This is a genomic window from Mesorhizobium sp. W016 (genome assembly GCF_054719485.1).
Genome location: NZ_JBTTIF010000002.1, coordinates 6244055 through 6268817 on the forward strand (window position 1 = coordinate 6244055; position 24763 = coordinate 6268817).

Consider the following 24763-nt stretch of genomic DNA (forward strand, 5'->3'; position numbering starts at 1 on the left):
AAGACGGCTCACAAGGGGAGGCTGTGGATGGACAAACGCCGCATCGGCACGACTGCGCTCGAGGTAACCGAGATAAGCTTCGGCGGGGCGGCGATCGGCGGGCTCTACCGGGCGTGTCCGCGCGAAGCGGCGATGGAGACGCTGCAGACAGCCTGGGATGCCGGCCTGCGCTATTTCGACACCGCGCCCTTCTATGGCTTCGGCCTGTCGGAACGGCGGACCGGCGATTTCCTGCGCTACAAGCCGCGGGATTCCTATGTGCTGTCGACCAAGGTCGGACGGTTGTTCCGCCCGGTGCCGGAAGACCAGGTTCCCGATCATTCCTATGTCGACCCGCTGCCCTTCGCGCTCGACTACGACTACTCCTATGACGGCATCATGCGCTCGGTCGAGTTCTCCTATGCCCGGCTCGGGCTGAACCGGATAGACATCCTGTTTGTGCACGACATCGGCACCTACACACATGGCGTCGAGAAGACGAAGCTGCACTTTCGCCAGCTGATCGACGGCGGCTTGAAGGCGCTGGAAGAGCTTAAAACGTCCGGCGTGATTTCCGCCTATGGGCTCGGCGTCAACGAGGTGCAGATCTGCCTCGACGTGCTGTGCGAAGCGCCGCTCGACTGCATCCTGCTGGCCAGCCGCTATTCGCTGCTCGACCGCTCGGCTGAAGCCGAGTTGCTGCCGCTGTGTCGTGAGCGACAGACTTCGCTCATCATCGGCGGCGTTTTCAACTCCGGCATCCTGGCGACCGGGCCGGTGCACGGCGCGCATTTCGATTATCTGCCGGCGACGCAGGACATACTCGAGCGTGTTGGGGCGATGGAGAAAATCGCTGATGAGGGCGGATATCCGCTGGCGGCGGCTGCATTGCAGTTTCCGCTGCAGGAGCCTGTCGTGGCCAGCGTGCTGACCGGAACGGCCAAGCCCGCCAACCTGACGCGCAACCTCGACCTGTTCAACGTCCAGGTGCCGCAAGCGGAATTCGCCCGCTACACTCCCTACACCATCGTTCAGGAGCTCGGCTGACGAAACGCCACGATCACGGCTCTCAAGAAGGAATGAATATTCCATATTGACTCGACGGTGGAATTAATATTCCATGATGATCAAGGAGGATCGGGAGCGTCTGGACGTGGCACTGAGGATCGGCAGGGAGGTTTCCCCGCCGAGCCATGCGCAGGCCGATATGAAACACCGCTTGCGTCGGCCGGACCGATGCACTATCAAAAAGCGGCAACTGTTTTTTATTGATAAAGTTCCTTTTGGGCCGCGCCTATCCAAATGGAGCTTCCGCAACCTTCACCGGGCGATCTAGGGAGGATTCCTAATGAAATTCGTGACCAGCATTCTCAACCGCCGCTCACTGATGGCACTTGCTGCCGCCTCGATGCTTGCCGGCACGCTGCAGACGGCGCCGGCTTCGGCGGCGGACGTGACCATTCCGATCATCGTCAAGGACACCACGTCCTTCTACTGGCAGATCGTCCTGGCCGGCGCCCGCAAGGCCGGCAAGGATCTCGGCGTCAACGTACCCGAACTCGGCGCCCAGGCTGAAACCGACGTCAACGGCCAGGTTTCGATCCTCGAGAATGCCGTCGCCGGCAACCCGGCCGCGATCGTCATCGCGCCGACCGAATTCAAGGCGCTCGGCAAGCCCATCGATGAAGCGGCCAGCAAGGTCAAGGTCATCGGCATCGACTCCGGCGCCGACTCCAAGGCGTTCACCTCGTTCCTGACCACCGACAATGTGCAGGGCGGTCGCGTCGCCGCTGACGGTCTTGCAGCAGCCATCGGCGAAGCCAATGGCGGCAAGATCGAGGGCGACGTCGCCCTGATCACCAACGCGCCGGGCGCCGGTTCGCTGGAGCAGCGCAAGCAGGGCTTCACCGAGCAGCTGGCCGCGAAATATCCGGGGCTGAAGCTCGTCGCCGACAAATATGCCGACGGCCAGGCAACGACCGGTCTCAACATCGCCACCGACCTGATCACCGCCAACCCGAACCTCAAGGGCATCTTCGCGTCCAACCTGATCATGGCGCAGGGCGTCGGTCAGGCAGTCGCCGAGAACAACCTTGGCGGCAAGCTGGCGCTGGTCGGCTTCGACAGCGACGAGAAGCTGATCAAGTTCCTCAATGACGGCGTCATTTCCGCGCTCGTCGTCCAGGATCCGTACCGGATGGGCTATGACGGCATCAAGACCGCGCTCGCCGCCTCGAAGGGCGAGAAGGTCGAGGCCAATGTCGACACAGGCGCCAACCTGGTGACCAAGGCAAACATGAAAGACCCCAAGATCGACGCCCTGCTCAACCCGAAGCTCTGAGCCCGTCGACCAAAAATCCTTTCCGGGGCCTCGCGCCCCGGAAACACCGGATACAAGCTTGAATATCCACCGGCTTGAATCACCTCGACGATGCGGCTTGACTGCATCGCGACGTGCCAATCGTAAGGCCAATCTGGGAGGATTGTCATGACGCCCATGGCGCAGGAACTGCACCCGGCCCCAACGCTAGCGCCCGGCAGGACGATCCTCGAACTGCACGGGCTGGAAAAGCGCTATCCCGGCACGCATGCGCTGAAGCCCGTTCACCTTGCCTTCAAGGCAGGTGAGATCCACGCCATCGTCGGCGAGAACGGCGCCGGCAAATCCACCTTGATCAAGCTTCTGACCGGCGTCATGCCGCGCACCTCCGGCGATGTCATCTGGGAGGGCAAGCCGGCAGCGCTGGCAACCCCGCACGAGGCAATGGCGCTGGGCATCAACGCCGTGCATCAGGAGGTCGTGCTCTGTCGCCATCTCACCGTCGCCGCCAACATGTTCCTCGGCGAGGAGAATTCGCGCTTCGGCATCCTGCAGCAGCGCGCCATGGTCAAGGAAGCGCAGAAGATCATCGACGGTCTCGGCTTCGACCTGCCGGCGCATGTCATGCTGGGTGACCTCACCATCGGCCAGCAGCAGCTGATCGCCGCCGCCCGCGCCACCGTGCGCGGCACCAAATTCCTGATCTTCGACGAGCCGACCGCCTATCTCACCCGCAAGGAAGCCGACCAGCTGTTCACGCTGATCCGCAGGCTCAAGGGCGAAGGCGTCACCATCATCTACATCAGCCATCGCATGGAAGAGGTGTTCGAACTCGCCGATCGCGTCTCGGTGCTGCGCGACGGCACGCTGGTCGGCACCCGCAACATTGCCGAGACCAATGACGCCGAGCTGGTCAAGATGATGATCAACCGCTCGATCGAGCAAGTCTACCATAAGGAGCATTTCACCCCCGGTGCCGTGATCGTTGAAGCGAAAAACCTGTCGGGCAAGGGTTTCGAAGACGTCTCGATGACGGTGCGCGCCGGCGAGATCGTCGGGCTCTATGGCCTGATCGGCGCCGGGCGGAGCGAGTTCGTCACCACGCTCTATGGCCGCCACAAGAAGTCGGCCGGACAGGTCCTTTGGCAAGGCAAGCCGGTCCACATCAATTCCGAGCACGACGCGATCAAGCTCGGCATGGCGCTGGCGCCGGAAAGCCGCCGCGACCAGGGCCTGTGCCTGAACCTGCCGGTCGGCCTCAACCTCAACCTGCCGATCTACAAGCGCATCTCCAGCAACATGCTGATCTCCGGTGCGAAGGAAAAGGCCGAGGCCGATCGCCAGATCGCCGGCCTCCGCATCAAAACGCCGACGCGCGGCGCCCTGGCCTCCAGCCTGTCCGGCGGCAACCAGCAGAAGATCGTCATCGGCAAATGGCTGGCGCATGGCGCCAAGCTGTTCATCTTCGACGAGCCGACCGTCGGCGTCGATGTCGGCACCAAGGCCGAGATCTACCGCCTGTTCGGGGAACTGTTGTCCAAGGGCGCCGGCATCATCCTGATCTCGTCCTATCTGCCCGAGGTTTACGAGCTCGCCGATACGCTGCACGTGTTCCGGCGCGGCAAACTGGTCGCCAGCCACGGTTTTCGCGCCGCCAGCCATGAAGACGTGCTGACGCAGGCGATCGGCTGAAAACGCCGTCCAGACAAGAAGAAACGGGAGGAACCATGAGCATCGAAACCGCCGCGATCGAAAAACCGAAACGGAACTACAACGTCCTGTTCGGGCTGACGCTTCTGGCGTTGCTGGTTCTGCTCTGGATCGTGCTGTCGGTGGCGACGCCGAGCTTCGCGTCCTCCAACAACATCGCCAATCTTTTGCGGCAGGGCTCGATGATCGCCATCATGGCGGTCGGCCAGACCTTCGTCATCATCACCGGCGGCATCGACCTCTCGGTCGGCGCCGTGGTCGGCTTCGCCACCGTCATTGTCGCCATGATGATCAATGCCGGCTTCCCGATCTGGGTCGCCATTCTGGTGACGCTGCTGGTCGGCGTTGCCATCGGCCTGTTCCATGGCTTCGGCATCGTCAAGATGGGCCTGCCGCCCTTCATCATCACGCTGGCGACGCTGACCTCGTTGCGCGGCATCGGCCTGTTGATGACCAACGGCAATTCGATCAACATCAACAGCGACAGCTTCACCGCGTTCTCGCGCAGTTCCTTTGTCGGCATCCCCAATCTGTTCTGGATGGTGATCCTGGTCGGTATCCCGGCCTACATCTTCCTGCACCACAGCCGCTGGGGCCGCTATCTCTTCTCTGTGGGATCCAATGCCGAGGCCTCGCGCCTCTCGGGCGTCAATGTCCAGCGCACCATCTACATGGCCTACACGCTGTCGGGCCTATGCGCGGCCTTCGTCGGCGTGCTGCTGGCGGCGCGCATCGGCATCGGCAACCCGACCCAGGCGGAAGGTTGGGAGTTGCAGGCGATCGCCTCATCGGTGATCGGCGGCACCTCGCTGTTCGGCGCCGTCGGCTCGGTGCATGGCCCACTGCTCGGCGCCTTCATCCTGGCCACCATCAACAACGGCGCCAATCTGCTCAACGTCAACTCGTTCTGGCAGCGCATCATCACCGGCGCGCTGATCATAATCATCGTCTATTTCGACGGGCTGCGCCGTCGCGGCAAGTAATTCTCCCTGACCTTCTGCGCCGGCCTGCTTAACAACGGACCGGCGCCTTTTTGAGAAACACTGGAATTGCCGAATGAAAGCTGTTGTCTGCCGCTCGCCCGGCGAGCTTGTCCTGGAAGACCGGCCGGCGCCAGGAGCGCCGCCTGCCGGCTGGGCGCTGGTCGCCGTCAGCCATGTCGGCATCTGCGGCACCGACTACCACATCTTCGAAGGCAAGCACCCGTTCCTTGCCTATCCCCGCATCATGGGCCATGAAGTGTCGGGCACCGTCGTCGAGACCGGCGAAGATGTCGACCTTGCCGTGGGCGAGCCCGTCATCATCAATCCCTATCTCGCTTGCGGAAAATGCATCGCCTGCCGGCACGGCAAGCCGAATTGCTGCGTCAGGATCGAAGTGCTTGGCGTCCATCGCGACGGCGCCATGGCCGAGCAGATCCTGGTGCCGGCGCAGAATCTTTATCCGGCAAACGGCTTGTCGCTGGCCGATGCGGCGGCGGTGGAATTCCTCGCCATCGGCGCGCATGCCGTGCGGCGCGCTCGCGCCGAACCAGGCGCCCGCACGCTGGTCATCGGCGCCGGGCCGATCGGCCTTGGCGCAGCGCTGTTTGCGCGCATCGCCGGGCTCGATGTCAGCCTGCTCGACATGAGCACGGAGCGGCTGGATTTTGCAAAAGGCGAACTCGGCTTCGCCACGCTCGACGCCTCACAAAAAGCGGCAGCCGAACTGGTGCGCGAGGCAACCGGCGGCGAAGGGTTCGACATCGTCTTCGACGCCACCGGCAACACCGCCTCGGTGCAGTCGGCCTTCGCACATGTCGCGCATGGTGGCACGCTCGTGCTGGTCAGTGTCGTCAAGGACGACATCGTCTTTTCCGACCCGGAATTCCACAAGCGGGAAATGACATTGATCGGCAGCCGCAACGCGCTGAAAGTCGATTTCGACCACGTCGCCGCCTCGATCCGCAACGGCGCCGTGCCGCTGGCAAAACTCGTCACCCACCGCACCACGCTGGCCGGCACGCCGGATGATCTCGCCCGCTGGGCGCATGAGAAATCGGGGTTGATCAAGGCTGTGATCGAGGTGGGGTAAGACATCCGAAAAATTTGGTGGAGCGATAAGTGCCGAGTTAAGGCAGATCGCATACCTCGGCGATTTGCGAAAAGGCCCGTCGCTTCCTCATCCACGGGCGGAGCAAGGAGCGAAGCGACGCGGCGCAGACCCGAGGTTTCATTCGGTGACGTCTGCGCTAGAATCCAGCGGTGCAAAAAGAGGCGTCCATTCGCATCTCCTACCTGCACCGCTGCGGCGCGCGACAGTCGCGGCATGGGTCCTCGAGTCTCCGCGTCCGCTGCGCCCGTGGATGAGGGAAGTGAGCGGCTAAGCCGCCCGCTTCCACCCATCCCTGATATGCCTGTATCCCTCGCGATAAACTGCCTCCGGCGTCTCGGAAAAATCCCGCCACACCTTGGTCGCCGCCGCCAGATCCTTCAGCGACCTGCCAAACGCCTCGATCGTCAGCCAGTCGTCATAGCCGCTCTTGCGGATGGCCGCGAAAGTCTCTTTCCACGGAATGTTCCCGCGTCCCGGCACGCCGCGATCGTTCTCCGAAATGTGGATGTGCACGACATTCCTGCGGTGCTTCATGTAGGCGCCGATCGGGTCGGCTTCCTCGATATTGGCGTGGAAGGTGTCGTACATCGCCTTGATGTGCGGCCGGTCGATGGCATCGACGTGCTCGGACAGATCGGCCATCGTGTTCAGCAGATAGCACTCGAAACGGTTGAGCGCCTCCAACCCGATGGTAACGTTCCGCTTGCCGGCATGATCGCCAATGGCGCGCTGCGAGGCGATCGAGCGCTTCTTCTCGGCAGCGGTCGGCCCGCTGCCGGAGAAGGCGCCGAGCGTCGAATGCAGCGGCCCGCTCAGCGTACTCGCGCCGAGCGCCTGGGCGCAATCGATCGCCCATTTCATGTAGCCGATGCCGGCCTTGCGGGTCGCGGCATCCGGCGAAATCAAATTCATCGCCGGGTCGCCCATCGCCGTAACAGCCGTGCGCTCCAACCCGATGCGGTCGAGCAAATCGCCAAGGTTCTTGTAGTCCTCTGGCGTGCCTGAGAAGATCGGTATCTCGACGCCGTCGAAGCCGGTCGCCTTGATGTCGCGCAGCAACGGCTCGTGTTTCTTAGACACGGAAGTCGTCCACAAAAACATGCACATGCCGATTTTCATCGACAGCCCCTCCCCGTTTGACGGCGCGCGCTGGTTTCTTTCGCATCTCGCACCATGCGCCCTCATTCGGCCGCTTCGCGGCCACCTTCTCCCCGAAGGGAGAAGAGACTTGGCGCCGGCGCTCCCTAAAGTTTCGTCCACGCCCCGTTCTTCTTCGATGACTTAACGCAGGCCTCGATGAACGCCATACCTTCGACGCCGTCCTGGATGGTCGGGAACACCACGTCCTTGCCCGGCTTGCCGCCCTTCTTGCGTGCCGCGCGGATCGCCCGCGCCGCCTCCTGGTAGATGTTGGCGAAGCCTTCGAGATAGCCTTCCGGATGGCCAGACGGAACGCGGCTGACGCGTCCCGCAACTGGCAGCGCGCCGGCGCCGTTGCGGGTGAGCAACTGCTTGGGCTGGCCGAACGGCGTGTACCAGAGATAGTTCGGATCGGCCTGCACCCATTCCAGCCCGCCTTTAGAGCCATAGATGCGCAGCTTCAGCCCGTTCTCGTGGCCCGGCGCCACCTGGCTCGCCCAGATCATGCCCTTGGCCGGATGCACCTTGCCGACCGGCTTGAAGCGCAGCATGACATTGACATTGTCGTCGAGCAGCCGCCCCGGCACGAAAGCGTCGAGATCGGCCGACAGCGAACCGAGCTCCAGACCCGAGACGAAGCGCGCCAGATTGTAGGCGTGCGTGCCGATGTCGCCGAGCGCGCCGCCCGCGCCCGCCTGCTTGGGGTCGGAGCGCCACGCCGCCTGCTTCTGGCCGGTGGCGGCAAGATCTTCGGTCAGCCAGTCCTGCGGGTACTCGGACTGCACGATGCGGATGTCGCCAAGCTGGCCCTTGGCCACCATCTCGCGCGCCTGCCGGATCATCGGATAGGCAGTGTAATTGTGCGTCAGCACGAACACCTTGCCGGTCTTTTCAACCACGGCCGCGAGCTTCTTGGCCTCGGCCAAAGTCGTCGCCAGCGGCTTGTCGCAGATGACGTGGATGCCCGCCTCGAGGAAGACCTTGGCCGCCGGCACGTGCACATTGTTGGGGGTGACGATCGCCACCGCCTCGATGCCGTCCGGGCGCTTGGCCTCGGCCTTGGCCATCTCGGCATAGGAGGTGTAGCTGCGCGCCGGGTCGAGACCGAGTTCGGCGGCGGAAGCCTTGGCGCGCTCGGGACTGGCCGACAGGGCGCCGGCCACCAGCACGAAGTCATTGTCCATGCGCGCCGCGATCCGGTGCACCGCGCCGATGAAGGCGCCTTGGCCGCCGCCGACCATACCATAGCGGATCGGGCCGCCCCCCGCTTCCGACTTCGATGCGCCGACCATGTCTTTCTCCTGCTTGTCTCAAATACCCATCATGGCGCGCAGCATCTTCTTGTCGGTGGTGCCGCCGGCGAAATCATCAAAGGCCTTTTCCGTCACCCGGATAATGTGGTGCTGGATGAAGGGCGCGCCTTCGGCCGCGCCGTCCTCCGGATGCTTGAGGCAACACTCCCACTCCAGCACCGCCCAGGAATCGTAGCCATACTGGGTAAGCTTGGAGAAGATGCCGCCGAAATCGACCTGCCCGTCGCCAAGCGAACGGAATCGCCCCGCGCGATTGGTCCAGCTCTGATAGCCGGAATAGACGCCTTGCCGCCCCGTCGGATTGAACTCGGCATCCTTGGCATGGAAGGCCTTTATCCGCTCGTGATAGATGTCGATGAATTCGAGATAGTCGAGCTGCTGCAAAAGGAAATGCGACGGGTCGTAGTTGATGTTGCAGCGCTTGTGACCGCCAACCGCATCTAGGAACATCTCGAAGGTTGCGCCGTCGAAGATGTCCTCGCCAGGATGGATCTCGTAGCCGACATCGACGCCGTTTTCGTCATAGACGTCCAGGATCGGCTTCCAGCGTGTGCCGAGCTCGGCGAAGGCCTCCTCGATCAGCCCGGCCGGCCGCTGTGGCCAGGGATAGAGGTACGGGAAAGCTAGGGCGCCGGAAAACGTCACCGAGGCTTTCAGGCCAAGATTCTTCGAGGCCTTGGCGCCGAACTCCATCTGTTCGACCGCCCATTTCTGCCTGGCCTTGGGGTTGTTGTGCACCGCAGGCGGTGCAAAGCCGTCGAACTGGGCATCATAGGCCGGGTGCACCGCCACCAGCTGCCCTTGAAGATGCGTCGACAGTTCGGTGATCTCGACGCCGGCATCCGCGCAGATGCCTTTCACCTCGTCGCAATAGGTCTTGGAAGATGCCGCCTTCTTGAGGTCGAACAGGCGTGCATCCCAGGTCGGGATCTGCACGCCCTTGTAACCGAGACCGGCCGCCCATTTGGTGATCGAGGCCAGCGAATTGAACGGCGCGGTATCCCCCGCGAACTGCGCCAGAAACAGCCCCGGACCCTTCATTGTCGACGGCATCGGCATCCTCCCAATTCATTTTTCCAAGGACCAAGCATAGCGTCTGATGAAAGCAGGGCCAGCCTCTTTGGTCTCTCGTGATGTGCATTCTCGTATCGGCATTCTGGTATTACCAAATACCGAAAATGGGTCAAGCCATTTGACTCACGCGCAAAGCTGCCAGGGCATTCCATTTTTGGCGATATATACCAGCATAATCAATACGGTACACAGATGTCGATATCGCATGGCGGCGGTTCTTGCCGCGCGACAAAAATTGCTGTAGACCTCCATTAGGGCCCAATTGGTCGAACCAGTTGCGCAAAAACGCTGGAGCGCCTTGGGGAGGAAACACGCGACGCGCCTTGTGGGGCGCGTCGCAGGCGAACTGGCACAGACGAATTCTGGGAAGGATAGACCATGCATCTTTCGACGCACAACTGGATGCGCGCGGAACCGTTGGAGGTGACGCTGAAGCGCATCAAGAAATTCGGCTACGAGTCGATCGAGATTTCCGGCGAGCCCGAGCAATACAAGACCAAGGAGACCCGCGCGCTGCTGAAAGAATACGGCATCCGCTGCTGGGGGTCGGTGACGCTGATGCTGGGCGAACGCAACCTTGCCGCCAGGGACCAGGGCCAGCGCGAACGCTCGGTGCAGTACGTCAAGGACGTGCTGACCATGGTCAGCGAACTTGATGGCGAGATCATAACGCTGGTGCCCGCGACCGTCGGCAAAGTGGTACCGGACGGCACCGAGGAAGAGGAATGGAAGTGGGTGGTCGACGCCACCCGCGAATGCTTCACCCATGCCAAGAAGGTCGGCGTCAAGATCGCGGTCGAGCCGCTCAACCGCTTCGAGACCTATCTGTTCAACCGCGGCGCGCAGGCGTTGACCCTGGCCGATGCGGTCAGCCCCGAATGCGGCGTCTGCCTCGACGCCTATCACATCCATATGGAAGAATTTAACGTCCATGACGCGATCCGTCAGGTCGGCAAACGGCTGTTCGACTTCCACGTCGCCGACAACAACCGCTTTGCCGCCGGCCTTGGCCAGATTGATTGGCCACGGATCGTGCAGACGCTGAAGGAAGTCGGCTATGACGGCGCGCTGACGAACGAATTTGTCGCGCCAGTCGACCGCACACCCGCCGCGCCCTATCCCGACATGGTCGAGCGCAATCCGGTCGACATTTCTCCCGAACAGCTGAAGTTCATCCAGGATCACGGCTCCAGCGTGCTGACGGAGAAATTCTACACCGACCAGATGCGCATCACGGCCGAAACGCTGCTGCCGCTAATCAAGTAGCCGATCGGGATGCGCATCAAAACGGTCCAGGCGTGGTGGGTCCGCGTGCCGATTGAGGCCGCGAAGCAGCATCGCAGCGACTTTGGCCAGGTGACGACGTTCGACGCCGCCATCCTGCGCATTGAGACTGACGACGGGCTGATCGGCTGGGGCGAGGGCAAGAACGCCGCCGGCAGCGCCGGCAGCTATGGTGCGCTGGTCTACATGCTGAATCACGAGGTCGGGCCGCAGCTGATCGGCCGCGACCCCGCCGACATCGGCATGATCTGGGAGATGCTCTACAACGGCGTGCGCCATGACAGTGCCGCGCGCGCCGGCCATGCCATGCCGCAGCTGGCGCGGCGCGGCATGAGCATTGCGGCAATCAGCGCCGTCGATATCGCGCTCTGGGATATTCTGGGCAAGTCGTTGGGACAGCCGGTGTGGCGGCTCATCGGCGGCCGCAAGCTCGACCGCATGCCGGCCTACGCCTCCGGCGGCTGGGCTGCCGCCGACGCTATCGGCGAGCAGCTCAAATCCTACATCGCCAAAGGCGGCTTCAAGGCGCTGAAGATGCGCGTCGGCGCCATGGACGGCGCCCCGCACATTTCCGCCGCCCGCGTCCGCGCCGCACGGCAGGCGCTCGGTCCTGACGTCGAGTTGATGGTCGACGCGCACGGCACCTATACGGTGGCCGAGGCCAAGCGCTTCATCAGCCTGGCCAGCGATCTCGACCTCGCCTGGTTCGAGGAGCCTGTTATCGCCGACGACAAGGCTGGTATGGCCGAGGTGCGCGCCTCGGGTTCGATCCCGATCGCCACCGGCGAAAGCGAAGCGACGCGCTACGCCTTCCGCGATCTCGCGGTGCTGAAATCCGCCGACATCTTCCAGCCGGATCCGGCCTTTTGCGGCGGTATCAGCGAGGCGATGAAGATCGGCACCATCGCCAGTGCCTTCAATCTGCGCTTTGCCCCGCATCTGTGGGCCGGCGCGCCATGCTTCTTCGCCGGCCTGCATGTTTGTGCGGCCTCGCCTGCCAGTTTTACCGTCGAATATTCGATCGGCGCCAACCCGATGATCCACGATCTTATCGAAGAGACTGTCGAAGCAAGGGACGGTATGATAGCGATCCCTGAAAAGCCGGGTCTGGGATTCACCATTTCGGAGCGGTTCCTGGAGGCGCACGCGCAACGCGGTTGACGATGAAAGAAAAGAACCTTCTCGCCGAGCTCGCCGCCTATCTCTTCGCCCATTCGGACAAGGAGACCGGCCGCACGCCTTCGGAGCGCGAACTGGCGGAGCATTTCGTCGTCAGTCGCGGCCAGATCCGCGAGGCGCTGGCCATTCTGGAGGCCATGCGCATCGTCGAGCGCCGCGCCAAATCCGGCATCTATGTCGACACCAGGCAGGCCAGTGTCGAGGCGCTGGCGCTGTTTGCCCGTGCCGGCCTGCCGCTCGACCCGGTGCAAATCTACGAGACCGTCGAACTGCGCAAGATCCACGAGATAAAGGCCGCCGAACTTGCCTGTTCCCGCGCCACTGAAGAGAATTTCGAACGCCTGCGGGAGATCCTGAAAGCCTCGGAGGAGTGCATCGCCGCCGGCGAAGGCCTCGCCAAGGAAGACCGCGAATTCCACCTCGAAATCGTGCGGGCGACCAAGAACGGCGTCTTCCACAATATCTGCAGTGTCTATTACCTGATGGGCGAGCAGCGGCTGCCGATCTACTTCAACGATCCCGAGCGCTCAGTGCGCTCGCATGCCGAGCATATCCAGATCTACGAGGCGCTGCTGCGTCGCGACGGCAATCTCGCCCAGGCGCTGATGAGCGCCCACCTGCAAGGCGCGGAAAGCTACTGGAAGGGGATCATCGAGGGCCGGGAGGCGCAAGCGCAAAGCCTGGCACTTGAGAAGGTCTAGTGCAATTCCAGGAAAGGTGTGAAACGGTTTTTCTGGGAAAAGCGCGCGGCGCTTTCCTTTGAGAATTGCGACTAGCGAGAGCCCCATGCCCAGAATCCTGTCGACGCACACGCTGCATCCGCGTGCCTCCGCAATGCTGGCGGGCGCCGGTGAACTCGTCGTCGCCTCAGCGCTTGATGCGGCAACGCTGACCGCCGAGGCGAAGCATGCCGACGTCATCATCGTTCGCGCACCGCTGCCGCCGTCGCTGTTCGAAAACGCCACGAAACTCAGAGCAGCGGTCCGCCACGGCGCCGGGCTCGACATGGTGCCGATGGAGGCCGCGGCCGCGGCCGGCGTGCTGGTCGCCAACGTGCCGGCGGTCAATGCGCGTTCCGTCGCTGAGTATGTGATGTTCGCGGCCCTTGCCCTGCTTCGGCGCTTCCGTTCGGTCGACCGCGACTTGCGCGCCAAGGGCTGGAATGCCGGCCGCGACCACGCCAGCCATGCCAGCGAGCTTGCCGGCAAGACCATCGGCATCATCGGCTTCGGCGCCATCGGTCAGGCGGTCGCCCATATCGCCGCGCACGGCTTCGGCCTCGACGTCGTGGCGACGACCCGCAGCATGCAGCCGGCACCCGACAGGATCGGCTTCCTGTCGATCGATGCGCTGATCGAACAGAGCGACATCATCGTGCTCTGCTGCCCGCTGACGCCGGAAACGCGCGGCCTGATCAGCCGCGAACGCATTGCCCGCATGAAGCCGGACGCGCTTTTGATCAACATTTCGCGCGGACCGGTGATCGACGACGAGGCGCTGATCGAGGCCTTGCGCCAAGACCGGATTGGCGGCGCCGCACTCGACGTCTTTGCCACGCAGCCGCTGCCGGCAAACCATCCCTATTTCGGTTTCGACAATGTTATCGTCACCCCGCATATGGCGGGGATTACCGAGCAATCGATGATGCGCATGGGCGTGGGCGCGGCCGGCGAGACCTTGCTGGTGCTGGCCAACCGGCTGCCTGTCAATCTGCGCAATCCCGACGTGGTCGAGCATTACCGCAGACGGTTCCCGGCGGACGCGTGAACCATGTCCGGTTTTCGCTTCGCATCTCTGGTTCTCGCAGTGTCGTCGATCGTGGCCTTACCTTCGCTCGCGGCGGCACAAAGCAGCGATTATGTCTATTGCAGCAATGGGATCGTCTGCATGATGGCGCCCTGCCCGTCAGGCAATGCGCTGGATCTGACCACCGGCAATGTCGTTAAAGGCGTGGAGCTCAACACTACGGAATTGCCGCCGCTGGACAGATCGGCACCTGACCTCTCCGACAAGCTTTATGCTGGAAAACTCGTCGTCCGAGGATCGATCCAGCATCGCGGCCAGCCGAACGATCCGCCGATGCTGGTCGTTACCAAAATCGAACGCTCCTCCAAGAAAAGCGAGCGCAAGCGCTGCGCGGCACGTTGACTGCCGACCTACGGCTCGCTGCCTATCGGAGCAGCCGCTCGACTTCAGCCGCGATGCGCAGCAGATGGTGGTCGTGGCCATTGCGCGCCACCAGCATCAGTCCGGCCGGCAGCGTCATGCCGGGCATCGGCAGCGAGATCGCGCAGAGGTCGAACTGGTTGGCGACCTGGGTATTGCGCAGCAGCAGACCTTCGGTGCGTTCACGCAGAGCCGTATCCTCGGCCATCGAAACGATAGTCGGCGCTGTCACCGGCGTGGTCGGCAGAGCTAGCACATCGACCGAACCCAACCGCTCGTCCATGGCTATGCACAGTGCCGCGCGACGACGCATTGCCCTGATATAAACCGGCGTCGGTATGGCCGCCGCCCGCGACAGCGGCCCGCTGACATGGGGATCGACCGGCACCGATGCGCCCGTCGCCAGCCAGTCGGCATGGATTTCAGAACCTTCCATGGCCGCGATCGAGCCGCGTTTGGTGGCCAGGCGCAGATCGGCAATGAGGTCGTCGATCGAAATGTCCGTGAGCCACGCGCCTGCCTGCTCGATCCCGGCAAGGCTGCGATCGAACGCGGCGGCAATCTCCGTTTCCGTGTCTTCGAAAAGCAGGCCGCGCGGAATGCCGACACGAAGCCCGGCAAGCGCTAACGGCAGGGGCAGTTGCGGCATCTGCTCGCCCGTCATCGCGGCGTCAGCCAGGGCACACGCAGCAACACTCAGCGCCAGCGGCCCGATCGAATCCAGCGTCGCGGAAAGGGGATAGGCACCAGTCAGCGGCACGCGCCGCGCCGTCGGCTTGAAACCGACGACGCCGTTCAGCGATGCCGGGATGCGCACCGAACCGCCGGTGTCGGAGCCGATGGAAATGTCGCTCGTCCCCTCGCCAACGGACACGGCGGCGCCCGACGACGAACCGCCTGGAATGCGGCTGGTGTCGGCGGCATTGCCCGGTGTGCCGTAGTGCATGTTGTCGCCGATAGCGGTGAAGGCGAATTCGGTCATGTTGGTCTTGCCGATGATGACGGCGCCGGCCTGGCGCAGACGGCTGACGACCGCAGCGTCGTGCCGACGGGGCGCGGTGTCCCTCAGCATCAGCGACCCGGCCGTGGTCGGCTCGCCGGCGACATCGAACAGATCCTTGATCGACACGATGGTGCCGTCGAGCGGCCCGAGCGATACGCCGGCCTTCTTGCGCGCATCGGTGGCCTCGGCCGCTGCGCGCGCCGCCTCGGCATAGAGTTTGGTGAACACCTTCTCGCCTGCCGCGCAACTGGCAAGACGTGACAGGATGATCTCGAGACGATCGCGGATTGATTGCATGTCGATGTCGGATTCCGTCAAGGTGGAGCGTCTTTAAGGCATATGGGCCGCTAGGTCAGCGGAAGGAATAGCCCGGACAGCGTGCCTTTGCACCTGCCAGCGATAGGAAGGGACTGATGCTGTACAAAGGCAGCTGCCACTGCGGCAAGGTTGCGTTCGAATTCAAGGCGCAGCTGACCGGCGCCGTGCGGTGCAATTGTTCGATCTGCTCGCGCAAGGGCGCGCTGTTGGCCGCCATCCCGCATGACAGCCTGACGGTGCTGGCGTGGGGCGACGATCTCGGCACCTACACATTCGGCAATCATGCAATGGCGCATCGCTTCTGCCGCACCTGCGGCATCCATCCCTTTGCCGAGGATGTCAGTCAGGGCAGCGAACGCAGCGCCTACATCAACCTCAACTGCGTCGCCGATTTCGATCCCACCGGCCTGCCGGTCTTCGACTTCGACGGCCGCGCGGTCTGACCCTACGGTGGCCTCTCACCACAAAAGCAACGCCCCGAAAGCCTTGATAGTTCTCGGGCCCGCTGCTTCAGCCAAGGATGGCTATCGGCTATTCGACGCGCTTAGGGCCGCGCGCGAACACAACGATCGCCGCCAGCAAGGTCGCAGCGCCACAATAGGCGAAGGCGCTGGCCACACCGGCATTGTCGACCACCAGGCCGCCGAAGACGGCGCGTTTCTGGCGCTCGCCGTTTCTTGCGTCTTTCCCGCTCGCGCCTATGCCCTCGAGGACAGCTATCTCCCGGCCGACAAGATCCCCTATGTCGCCGAAGTGCCAGACCAGCCGCATCGCCTTGGCCCGTTGTGGCGTGACCGGGCCAAAGGCCCGGCGGGCACCTTGCTGAAAGTTCCCGGCAACTGGCGCGCGCCGGTTCATGCGCACACCGCCGACTATCGCGCGGTGGTCATCAAGGGACTGTGGGCGCATTGGCAAATGGACGGCGGCGAAGCGACGAAGGTCGAATTGCCGCCGGGATCCTACTGGACCCAGAAGGCCAACGAGATGCACGACGACGCCTGCCTCTCAGAGACGGAGTGCGTGATCCTGCTGATCAACGATACGCCTTACGAGACCTACTTCCAGAAATAGTCAGGCGGCGCCGTCGTTCGACCGCAACTAGCTGGCGTGCCGCAAGCTCACGCCGCTGCCCTTGTCGAACAGCACCACCTTGTCCTGATTCCAGGCAAAGCGCACCGGCTGCTCGATCTGGACATCGGTTCTGGCCGGCACCGTGGCGCGCAGCGTCGTGTCGCCGACCCGCAGAGTCAGGATCTTTTCCACGCCATGGTTCTCGACATCGTGGACGCGTGCCTCGACCGGCGCACCGCTTTCAAGATACACATCCTCAGGTCGAATACCGAAGACGAGCGGGCGACCGTCGGTCGCACCGCCCGCCTTGGCACCCCCAGAGAAAGGCAGTTCGAAATTCAGCGGCGCCATCACCGCGCGGCCGTTGACCAGCTTGCCATCGATCAGGTTCATCGGCGGCGAGCCGACGAAGCTGGCCACATAGGTATCGCGCGGATTGTTGTAGATCTCGTGCGGCGTGCCGGTCTGGATGATGCGGCCATGGTTGAGCACGCCCACCTTGTCGCCCATCGACATCGCCTCGATCTGGTCGTGAGTGACGAACAGAAAGGTGGCGCCGAACTGGATCTGCAGGTTCTTCAGTTCCGTGCGCAGCGCCTCGCGCAGCTTGGCGTCGAGCGCCGACAGCGGTTCGTCCATCAGGAACACGCGCGGCTTGCGCACGATGGCGCGCCCGATAGAGACGCGCTGCATTTCGCCGCCTGAAAGGCGGTCGGTCTTGCGGTCGAGCAGATGTTCGATCCTGAGTGTTTTGGCGGCGCGGTCGACACGATCCTTGATCTCGGCGTCGGGTCCTCCGGTCAAGCCGGAGGATGACGGCGTGAGAGTTGAGAGGGCGACGCACACCGACCGTCGCGGACGGGCGCGAGCGCGACCTGCCGGATAGCGTCAGCTGCTGATCATCGCGCTGTCTTGTTGAGAGCGGTGACGATCAGCGCGAGAATCACCGCCGCGGCGGCGATTTCCCACACGAAAGCCTGCTTGTAGAAAGGCGGCGTGGCGAGCTGCGCCTTGCCGGCGAGAGTGTTGGGGTCCGGTGGATTGAGGAAGAAGACGCCGTAGAGATGCGCCGCCGTGATCGATACCAGCAGCGCAATGCAGAAGACCAGCGCCACGACCAGCGCTACGGTCACCACACTGCGCACCTTGACGCCCGGCTGGGCCAACGGCAGCAGGTTGTTGATGAGCCCGGCAAGCACCACGAGACCGCTGCCGACCGCGTACAGGCCGATGGAAAAGGGTTGAAAGATCAGCACCAGCGCCAAGACGCCGAGGCCAATGATGAAGAGCTCGAGGCGGAACGCGCCGGCGCGGCTCATGCCGGAAGAACTGTCGCTCATGACCGCACCGCCTTTCCGGCGCCATCGAAGACATGGGTTTGCCTGGGATCGGGGCGTAGATTCAGCGCCTCGCCGACCTTGACCCACTGGCTTCTCGTCACCACGACGCGGATGTCGGCGCCTGCCGCCGTGCGGGCATGAATAAGGGTTTCGGCGCCCATGGGCTCGATGAGCTCGGCTCTGGCGGAGATGGTGCCACGGTCCCCCGTATCGGTCACGGTGAAAGCACGGGGGCGGACACCGATCGTCACCTTGCCGGGCTGCAGGCGCGCGACCGCCGCGTCCGTGCGGATCGCCAGACTAATGCCGGCCACGGTCATGTCCGCCGTGCCATCGGCGAAGGCCTTGAGGTCGGCCTCGAGAAGATTCATCTGCGGCGTGCCGATGAAGCTCGCCACGAAAGCATTGGCGGGCTTGGCAAATACCTCGTGCGGTGACCCGACTTGCTCGATCAGGCCGTCCTTCATGATGGCGATGCGGTTGGCCATGGTGAGCGCTTCGAGCTGGTCATGGGTCACGATCACGGTCGCTTTGGAGAGGCCCTGCAGCACTTCCTTGATCTGGCCACGCATGGTTTGGCGCAGTTCGACATCGAGACGCGACAAGGGCTCGTCGAAGAGGAAGCAATTGGGGTCGCGGACGATGGCGCGGGCCATGGCGGCGCGCTGCTTTTCGCCCTCGGATATCTGGTTCGGCAGCCGGTCGAGAACGTGCTCCAAGTGAAGGATCGCGGCGACGCGGTTGACGCGGGCAGTCCGCTCAGCCCCGGAAATGCCGTCATGATAGAGCGGGAAGGCGATGTTCTCGGCGATCGATGCCGACGGGTAGAGCGCGTAGAACTGGAACACCATGGCGATGTCGCGCTTTTCGGGCGGCAGTTTGTTCATCACCTTGCCGGCGACGACGACCTCGCCGTCAGTGACGCTTTCCAGCCCGGCGATGACGCGTAAGGTCGTCGTCTTGCCACAGCCGGACGGGCCGAGAAGGCAGACGACCTCACCGGCGGCCACCGACAGGTCAACGTCCTTGACCGCGGTGAAGGAGCCGAAGCGCTTGGTGACTTTGCGGAGTTCGATGGTTGACATCTCAGCGCTTCACCGTGCCGAAGGTAACACCGCGCAACAGATGGTTTTGCAAGAAGAAGGTGACCAGGAAGACTGGGACGAGGAACAGGGTTTCGATGGCGGCAAGCAAAGTCCAGTCGGTGCCGCGTCCACCCGACGACACGGCCTGGTTCATGGCGACCGGGACCGTCCTCGTGTCAGGCCCCGAGAGCAAGAGGGCGAAGAGGAACTCGTTCCAGGTGAGGATCAGGCCGAACACGAACGTGGCGGCGAGCCCGGCAATGACCTGGGGCAGGCAAATCTTGAAGAACACCCGCATTCCGGACGATCCGTCGAGGCGGGCGGCATCCTCGACGTCTGGCGACAATTCATCGAAGAAGCTCTTCATCATCCAGATGGTGAAGGCCAAGTTGAAGGCGGTGTAGAGCATGATGATGCCGAGATACGAGCCCGACAGGCCCACTACGCGGAACATCAGGATCACCGGAATGATCACCACAATCGCCGGCAGCATGCGCGTGGTCAGGATGATGAACAGGTAGGTGTCATTGCCTTTCAGCGGATAGCGCGAGAAGCCGAAGGCCGCCAGGGTGCCGATGACCAGCGCCAGCAGCACCGAAGCCGAGGCGATGAAGATCGAGTTGAAGAAATAACGGTCGAATCCTGTCGCTTCCGGGGCACCGCCCGACGTCATCGAGCGAGAAAAGACGGACCCAAAATTTTCGAGCGTGGGCTTGAACACAAAATGATCCGGAATCAAGCCGAACAGCGACGTGGGCGACAGCGTCGGAGGCACCAGAAGCGCGTCGCCCTGCGGTTTGAAGGCGGTGAATATGATGAACAGCACCGGCAGAAAATAGATAAAGGCGACGACGGCCACGGCGAGCGTCCGCCCCCAGCCGGCCTCGTCTACTCCGCTGGCCCTGCGGAAGCCGAGCTTTCCCAATATCGATTCGGTCACGGGTTAGGCTCCCTGCGTACGGCGGTTTGCGAGGTACAGGTAGAGGTTGGTGAGAACGATCACCATGAACAGCATCAGATAGGAGATCGACGCGCCCTCACTCGTCTTGTTCTGCTCGTTGGCGATGCGGATCAAGTGATAGGAGATCGTCAGCGTGTCGTTGCCGCCCTTGGTGAGGAGGATGACGAGATCCGCCAGCTTGAATGCCTCGATGGTGCGGAAGAGAAGGGCCAACATCAGAAGGCCGCGGATGTAGGGGAAGGTGATCATCCAGAATTGCCGCCAGCTGGAAATACGGTCGATGGCAGCGGCCTCGTAAAGGTATTTCGGCACCGAGACGAGGCCCGCCAGCACAAGGAGCATGACGAAGGGCGACCACATCCATGCGTCGGCGAAAACGATTCCCGCCACGGCACCGACTTTGTTGCTCATCAGGATGAACTGGTTGCCGGAGATGGAATTGATGACGTAGCTGAGAATCCCGAATGTCGGGTCATAGTAGTAGGTGAAGAACACGCCAGAGGCGACAACCGAAAGCATCATCGGTGTCAGCACCAGGATCAACAAATACTTGCGCAGCGGAAATTGCTTGGCGAACAGGATGGCCAGCAGAAAGCCGACGATCATCTGCGCGGAGACGGTGAACACGACGAACATGGCGGTGTTGATCAGCGCGCCCCAAGTCGCGTGAGCAGCGAGATCGTTGGTAAGGATCCGGATGTAGTTCCCGAGTCCGACGAAGCGGATCGTCTGCTGGTTTGCCTGGTAGGCGAAGAACGAAAGGCCCAGCGACCACAGCAGGGGGAAGATATTCATCACAAACAGAACGGCGATTGCCGGAGCGACCAGCAAGGCGCCGAAGTAGTGGCGGCGATACGCGTTGACGGTAAATGCGGCCGCGACCAACGCCACCGCGGCGCCCACCACCCAGAAGGAGACAGCCGCAGGCAAGCCCGCCATTGATATGGCCGACACGACGACAGCGACAGCGATGGCGAGTTTCCAGTTGTGGGCAACAACCGCGGTAAGGCGTGGTGTCAGCAGCGTGCTTGAAACAGCGGTCATGGGAGTCCGAAATATGGAGCGCCTGAAGTGGCAATGACGGGGAGCGGCTTTTGCCCGCTCCCCGCAGCTATGTCGGAAGGTTACTGGATAAGACCATCGTTCTTCAGGAGGTCCTCCTGGAACTTGGCGATGTTATCCAAGGTGGTCTTGGCGTCCTGCTTGCCAGTGATGGCTAGGTCGTACTGGTCCTGCTGCTGGGTGAGCAGTTCGAAGAACTGCGGCACGTGCCACATGTCCTTCTGCCAGTCGAGCGAGTTCGCCCAGGCGCGGTCCCACGGACGATAGGTCACATACTTCGGATCGCTGTAGACCGACTTGATCGCGGACTGGCCGCCGCCGGCGGCGAACTGGTGCTGGATATCAGGCGAGAGCCACCACTTCACGAAGCCAACCGCTTCCTTGATTTGCTCAGGCGTCGTCCAGGTGGTGAGAACGAAAGGCTGTCCGCCGATCTGTGACGTACGATTCACCTTGCCGTCGGCACCGCGCAGGCCTGGCGCCAATCCGAACACCAGCTTGTCGGCAACCTTCGACGTCTTGGGATCGAGCGAGGCTTCGGCGAGACCGATCCAGTCGATGTTCATGGCCACCTTGCCTTCACGGAACAACTGGTCCGAGACGAAGATGTCCATGGTGCCGGTCTTGACCACCGGCGGCATGAACTTCAGCAATTTGAGGAAATGCTCCATGCCCTCGATGGACTTCGGGGAGTTTACGACGCCTTCGGCATGTCCGGTCGGGGCCTTGGTTTCATCCCAGATGCCGCCGCCATGCTCCCAGACGAACGTGTGGACCGAGCTCGTCGAGAAGTCGTAGCCTTTGCCTGCCTGATAGGCGATGCCATAGAAATCGTCATCCAGCACCTGGCCGGCGAGCTTGTCGCCCTTCTTGCGCTGGAAGAATTCGCCAACATGCTCGAACGTGTTCCAGTCCATGGCGTCGATTTCTTCGCCGGTGCAGGGCAGCTTCTCATTGTACTTCGCCTTGTAGGCGGCCTGCTCGTCGTTGTTGCAGAGCACGTCCTTGCGGCCGTAGGTGACCAGCACGTCCGGGAACTGCGGGAAGCCGTAGTAGTTCGGCGTGCTGTTGGGATAGGTCGAGTAGGCGTTGAGCACGGCGGGATGCATCGACTCCATCGTCGCCTTGAGTTCCGGGTCGGCATCGATGAGATCGTTGATCTTGCGGAAGTAGCCGCCTTCGACGAAGGCGCCCAGCCACTGCGAGTCCGACACGATGAAGTTGTACTTCTTTTCGCCCGAGGTCAACGAGGCGTTGACGCGGGTGTAGAAATCCGGCCACGGAATGAAGTCCACATCGAGCTTCACAGTATTGCCAGACTTCGGCTTGTACTGCTCGTCGAAGAACTTCTTCATAATGCGGGTCGGGGGCCAATCCGGCACCGCCATCGTCAACGTCACTTCTTCGGCAGAGGCATAGGTCACGCCTCCCACCAGTAGTGTGGCAGCGAAGCTTGCGGCTGTCGCTAGCCCTTTCAGTTTGGTCATCGCCGTCATTCGCGTTTCCTCCCTTGGTTAACCGGATTGCTTCTCGCCGTTCGAGTCAGGTCATTGCCTGGCCGCTCGCGGCGCGGAAGACGTGGATTTTCCTGTTATCGATGGCGATCGATGCCGAATCGCCGGTCCTGATGCTGGCGGCGATCGCTTCCGGCAGCACCATGCGCAACATCTCGCCGCCGGCCTCGACCGAGACGATCGTTATGTCGCCGAGCGGTTCGACCAGATGCACCTTCGAGGCAACCCCGGCTTCGCCCTTGGCGGCGAGCCGAATGTCGCTCGGGCGAATGCCGATCAGCGCGGCCTCGTTGGCATCGGCAGTCTTTGGCGCCGTCGCCGGAACCAGAGTCCCGAGCGGCGTGTCGAAAGATCTGGTGTCGGCGCGCACCGAGGCCGTGAACAGATTCATGTGCGGCGAGCCGATCTTGCTGGCGACATAGGTATTGATCGGCTGCTCGTAAAGCTCGTCTGGCGTGCCGATCTGGACGATGCCCCCATCGCGCATGACGGCGATCGTCTCGCCCATCGAGAGAGCCTCGATCTCGTCGGGCGTGGCATAGATCACGGTCATGCCGAACTGGCGGTGCAGCCGCTTCAGCTCGGCGCGCGTCTCGTGCCGAAGCTTGGCGTCGAGATTGGTGAGCGGCTCATCGAGCAGAAGAATCTTTGGCCGGCGGATCAGGGAGCGGCCGAGCGCGACGCGCTGCTGCTCTCCGCCGGACAGGGTTGCCGGCTTGGCCTTCAGGCGGTGTGTCAGCTTCAGGATCTCGGCGGTCTCTTTCACCCGCTTGTCAATCTCGGCGCGCGCGGCTTTCTCCTCGCGCAGCGGGTAGGCGAGATTGTCATAGACCGTGAGGTGGGGGTAAAGCGCGAAAGACTGGAAGACCATCGAGATGCCTCGGCCGGCGATCGGCGCATGGGCCATGTCGCGGCCGCCGATCTCAAGCGTGCCGGAGTCGGCCTGGACGAGGCCGGCGATAGTGCGCAGCGTCGTCGTCTTGCCAACGGAGCTCGGCCCGAAGAGTACGAAGAAGCGGCCTTCGTCGACGGCGAAGCTCAGGTCGTTGATGGCGCGCACGGATCCATAGGCCTTGCTGAGCCCATCGAGGCGCAGCGCAATCCCCTTGCCGTCACTGGCGCGAGGCGACGTCTGCGTCACGATGCGCCACCTCGTGCGGACGGAACACGCGCCATCCGTATGATTCTCCTCGCCCTGCCGAAATGGACTGCGGCTGTCATTCTCGATCCGCCTTTTCTTTCCTAATCTGGTATTACCAATTTTGGATAGCCGTCAAGCTCTTTCTTGGATCGCTATCGGAGCTTGCATAACCGGATTCTTCATGTATCCGACTGTTTTCCCTTAATTTTCCTACTCCTTGATATAGGAGAGCCTTGTTTCGGCATCTACATCCTGGTTAACATCAGTAGTGGTCGTTCAAATCTGGTCGAACCAGATTGGCGCTATTTCGCCGATGCCGCTGGCAGGGCCGCATCGGTTTCAGCCGTTGATTCCGCCATCGCCGTGCGCACCAGCGCGCCCGCCGCCCATTGCGCGACCGACCGCATGCCGCGGCTATCGAGCTCCCATATATCCTTCAGCACGATCAGCACTTCGACGCCGAACATCATCGACAGCGCCTGCGCCAGTCGCTTGAACTCGCGCGGCGGCAGCCGGCCCTTGAGCGGTGCGATGGCGTCCTTCAGCAGCTGGACGCGATGTCCGCGCGTAAATTGCGGTTCGCCGTCCAACGTGCCCGCCTGCCGCTGCGCCCATTGGTCGAGCGACAGTTTCAGCGCCGCCTTGAAAGTTGCCTCGAAAGCCTCGATGCGCGGCATGGCGGTGTCGAACAGTTCGGCGACGCGGCGCCCGGCATCGGTGGACGTCGATTGCCAGGTCAGGATCGGCCCAAGCCCCTCGTCGACCACCGCCTGCACCAGGGCTGCCTGGCTGGGGAAATAGCGATAGGCGGTGGCGCGCGACACTTGCGCCGCCTCCGCGACTTCGCTGACAGACGGGGTGACGCCCGCCTGCATCAGCCGCGTCGCCGTCTTCAGCATCAGCCGTTTTGTGCGGGCCCGCGGGCCGCGTTCGGCAGCCTCGTTGGCGTCGTCGTTCCCAGCGGCTTGTTGACGTGAGACTTCCATGTCAATACGATACGCGCGTCTCA

The 24763-nt window shown here is 62.7% G+C and carries 25 protein-coding genes; 13 read left to right on the forward strand and 12 right to left on the reverse strand.

All coding sequences use genetic code 11. The annotated features are described in order from the left end of the window. The first annotated feature begins 27 nt into the window (after nt 1-27). The 6 genes from ACYG9V_RS30545 to ACYG9V_RS30570 all read left to right on the forward strand — a co-directional run bounded on the left by ACYG9V_RS30545 (nt 28) and on the right by ACYG9V_RS30570 (nt 6082). A complete protein-coding gene (locus tag ACYG9V_RS30545) occupies nt 28-1026 on the forward strand; it encodes an aldo/keto reductase (RefSeq protein ID WP_023686616.1) in 999 nt (332 codons plus the stop codon). 73 nt (nt 1027-1099) lie between these two features. Beyond that, on the forward strand, nt 1100-1315 hold the full coding sequence (locus ACYG9V_RS30550) for a hypothetical protein (protein WP_352543192.1): 216 nt from the start codon (nt 1100-1102) through the stop codon (nt 1313-1315). 12 nt (nt 1316-1327) lie between these two features. Next, nucleotides 1328-2320 (forward strand): ABC transporter substrate-binding protein, encoded by a 993-nt coding sequence (locus ACYG9V_RS30555; protein WP_023686618.1) that lies wholly within the window; start codon nt 1328-1330, stop codon nt 2318-2320. 147 nt (nt 2321-2467) lie between these two features. Beyond that, on the forward strand, nt 2468-3991 hold the full coding sequence (locus tag ACYG9V_RS30560; protein WP_023828310.1) for a sugar ABC transporter ATP-binding protein: 1524 nt from the start codon (nt 2468-2470) through the stop codon (nt 3989-3991). A gap of 35 nt (nt 3992-4026) precedes the next feature. Next, on the forward strand, nt 4027-4992 hold the full coding sequence (locus ACYG9V_RS30565) for an ABC transporter permease (protein ID WP_023669818.1): 966 nt from the start codon (nt 4027-4029) through the stop codon (nt 4990-4992). A 73-nt stretch (nt 4993-5065) separates the two neighbouring features. After that, nucleotides 5066-6082, forward strand: coding sequence for a zinc-binding alcohol dehydrogenase family protein (locus ACYG9V_RS30570; RefSeq protein ID WP_352546174.1), 1017 nt, complete (start codon nt 5066-5068; stop codon nt 6080-6082). A gap of 288 nt (nt 6083-6370) precedes the next feature. Here ACYG9V_RS30570 and ACYG9V_RS30575 read toward each other — a convergent pair whose 3' ends face one another. From ACYG9V_RS30575 to ACYG9V_RS30585, 3 genes are all read right to left on the reverse strand, one after another. Next, nucleotides 6371-7222 (reverse strand): sugar phosphate isomerase/epimerase family protein, encoded by an 852-nt coding sequence (locus ACYG9V_RS30575; RefSeq protein ID WP_023683013.1) that lies wholly within the window; start codon nt 7220-7222, stop codon nt 6371-6373. Between the two features lie 125 nt (nt 7223-7347). Next, nucleotides 7348-8535, reverse strand: a complete 1188-nt coding sequence (locus ACYG9V_RS30580) for a Gfo/Idh/MocA family protein (protein WP_352762645.1) — start codon at nt 8533-8535, stop codon at nt 7348-7350. Nucleotides 8536-8553: 18 nt separating this feature from the next. Then, nucleotides 8554-9609, reverse strand: coding sequence for a sugar phosphate isomerase/epimerase family protein (locus ACYG9V_RS30585; protein WP_023726430.1), 1056 nt, complete (start codon nt 9607-9609; stop codon nt 8554-8556). Nucleotides 9610-10008: 399 nt separating this feature from the next. On the opposite strand from ACYG9V_RS30585, the gene ACYG9V_RS30590 reads away from it, so the two are divergent. The 5 genes from ACYG9V_RS30590 to ACYG9V_RS30610 all read left to right on the forward strand — a co-directional run bounded on the left by ACYG9V_RS30590 (nt 10009) and on the right by ACYG9V_RS30610 (nt 14241). Continuing rightward, nucleotides 10009-10896 (forward strand): sugar phosphate isomerase/epimerase family protein, encoded by an 888-nt coding sequence (locus ACYG9V_RS30590; RefSeq protein ID WP_352762646.1) that lies wholly within the window; start codon nt 10009-10011, stop codon nt 10894-10896. A gap of 9 nt (nt 10897-10905) precedes the next feature. Beyond that, nucleotides 10906-12075, forward strand: a complete 1170-nt coding sequence (locus tag ACYG9V_RS30595) for a mandelate racemase/muconate lactonizing enzyme family protein (protein ID WP_352762648.1) — start codon at nt 10906-10908, stop codon at nt 12073-12075. 2 nt (nt 12076-12077) lie between these two features. After that, complete coding sequence (locus tag ACYG9V_RS30600; protein ID WP_023686625.1) at nt 12078-12794, forward strand: FadR/GntR family transcriptional regulator; 717 nt, start codon at nt 12078-12080, stop codon at nt 12792-12794. A gap of 85 nt (nt 12795-12879) precedes the next feature. Continuing rightward, nucleotides 12880-13860 carry an NAD(P)-dependent oxidoreductase gene (locus ACYG9V_RS30605; RefSeq protein WP_023686626.1) on the forward strand — a complete coding sequence of 327 codons (981 nt, stop codon included), beginning with the start codon at nt 12880-12882 and terminating at the stop codon, nt 13858-13860. Between the two features lie 3 nt (nt 13861-13863). Next, nucleotides 13864-14241, forward strand: a complete 378-nt coding sequence (locus tag ACYG9V_RS30610; protein ID WP_023692018.1) for a hypothetical protein — start codon at nt 13864-13866, stop codon at nt 14239-14241. Between the two features lie 22 nt (nt 14242-14263). On the opposite strand, the gene ACYG9V_RS30615 is transcribed toward ACYG9V_RS30610, so the two are convergent. Beyond that, nucleotides 14264-15559: an amidase gene (locus tag ACYG9V_RS30615; RefSeq protein ID WP_023692019.1), complete on the reverse strand. Its 1296-nt coding sequence runs from the start codon at nt 15557-15559 to the stop codon at nt 14264-14266. A 116-nt stretch (nt 15560-15675) separates the two neighbouring features. On the opposite strand from ACYG9V_RS30615, the gene ACYG9V_RS30620 reads away from it, so the two are divergent. Next, nucleotides 15676-16023: a GFA family protein gene (locus ACYG9V_RS30620; RefSeq protein ID WP_023669842.1), complete on the forward strand. Its 348-nt coding sequence runs from the start codon at nt 15676-15678 to the stop codon at nt 16021-16023. A 217-nt stretch (nt 16024-16240) separates the two neighbouring features. Beyond that, entirely contained in the window at nt 16241-16651 is a 411-nt protein-coding gene (locus ACYG9V_RS30625) for a DUF4437 domain-containing protein (protein WP_352762746.1), read from the forward strand. A gap of 27 nt (nt 16652-16678) precedes the next feature. Here ACYG9V_RS30625 and ACYG9V_RS30630 read toward each other — a convergent pair whose 3' ends face one another. The 8 genes from ACYG9V_RS30630 to ACYG9V_RS30665 form a co-directional block, all read right to left on the reverse strand. Further along, nucleotides 16679-17497 (reverse strand): ABC transporter ATP-binding protein, encoded by an 819-nt coding sequence (locus ACYG9V_RS30630; RefSeq protein WP_460222060.1) that lies wholly within the window; start codon nt 17495-17497, stop codon nt 16679-16681. 53 nt (nt 17498-17550) lie between these two features. Next, entirely contained in the window at nt 17551-17991 is a 441-nt protein-coding gene (locus ACYG9V_RS30635; protein ID WP_023728570.1) for a hypothetical protein, read from the reverse strand. Then, a complete protein-coding gene (locus tag ACYG9V_RS30640) occupies nt 17988-19076 on the reverse strand; it encodes an ABC transporter ATP-binding protein (RefSeq protein ID WP_023733630.1) in 1089 nt (362 codons plus the stop codon). Before ACYG9V_RS30640 ends, ACYG9V_RS30635 begins: the two co-directional genes overlap by 4 nt. Before the next feature lies 1 nt (nt 19077). After that, nucleotides 19078-20016 carry a carbohydrate ABC transporter permease gene (locus ACYG9V_RS30645; protein WP_023728572.1) on the reverse strand — a complete coding sequence of 313 codons (939 nt, stop codon included), beginning with the start codon at nt 20014-20016 and terminating at the stop codon, nt 19078-19080. Nucleotides 20017-20019: 3 nt separating this feature from the next. Continuing rightward, nucleotides 20020-21081, reverse strand: a complete 1062-nt coding sequence (locus ACYG9V_RS30650) for a carbohydrate ABC transporter permease (RefSeq protein ID WP_023835039.1) — start codon at nt 21079-21081, stop codon at nt 20020-20022. Nucleotides 21082-21161: 80 nt separating this feature from the next. Then, nucleotides 21162-22595 (reverse strand): ABC transporter substrate-binding protein, encoded by a 1434-nt coding sequence (locus tag ACYG9V_RS30655; protein ID WP_023728574.1) that lies wholly within the window; start codon nt 22593-22595, stop codon nt 21162-21164. Nucleotides 22596-22641: 46 nt separating this feature from the next. After that, nucleotides 22642-23754, reverse strand: a complete 1113-nt coding sequence (locus ACYG9V_RS30660; protein ID WP_031205525.1) for an ABC transporter ATP-binding protein — start codon at nt 23752-23754, stop codon at nt 22642-22644. 302 nt (nt 23755-24056) lie between these two features. Next, on the reverse strand, nt 24057-24740 hold the full coding sequence (locus ACYG9V_RS30665; RefSeq protein WP_352762650.1) for a TetR/AcrR family transcriptional regulator: 684 nt from the start codon (nt 24738-24740) through the stop codon (nt 24057-24059). Nucleotides 24741-24763 lie beyond the last annotated feature (23 nt).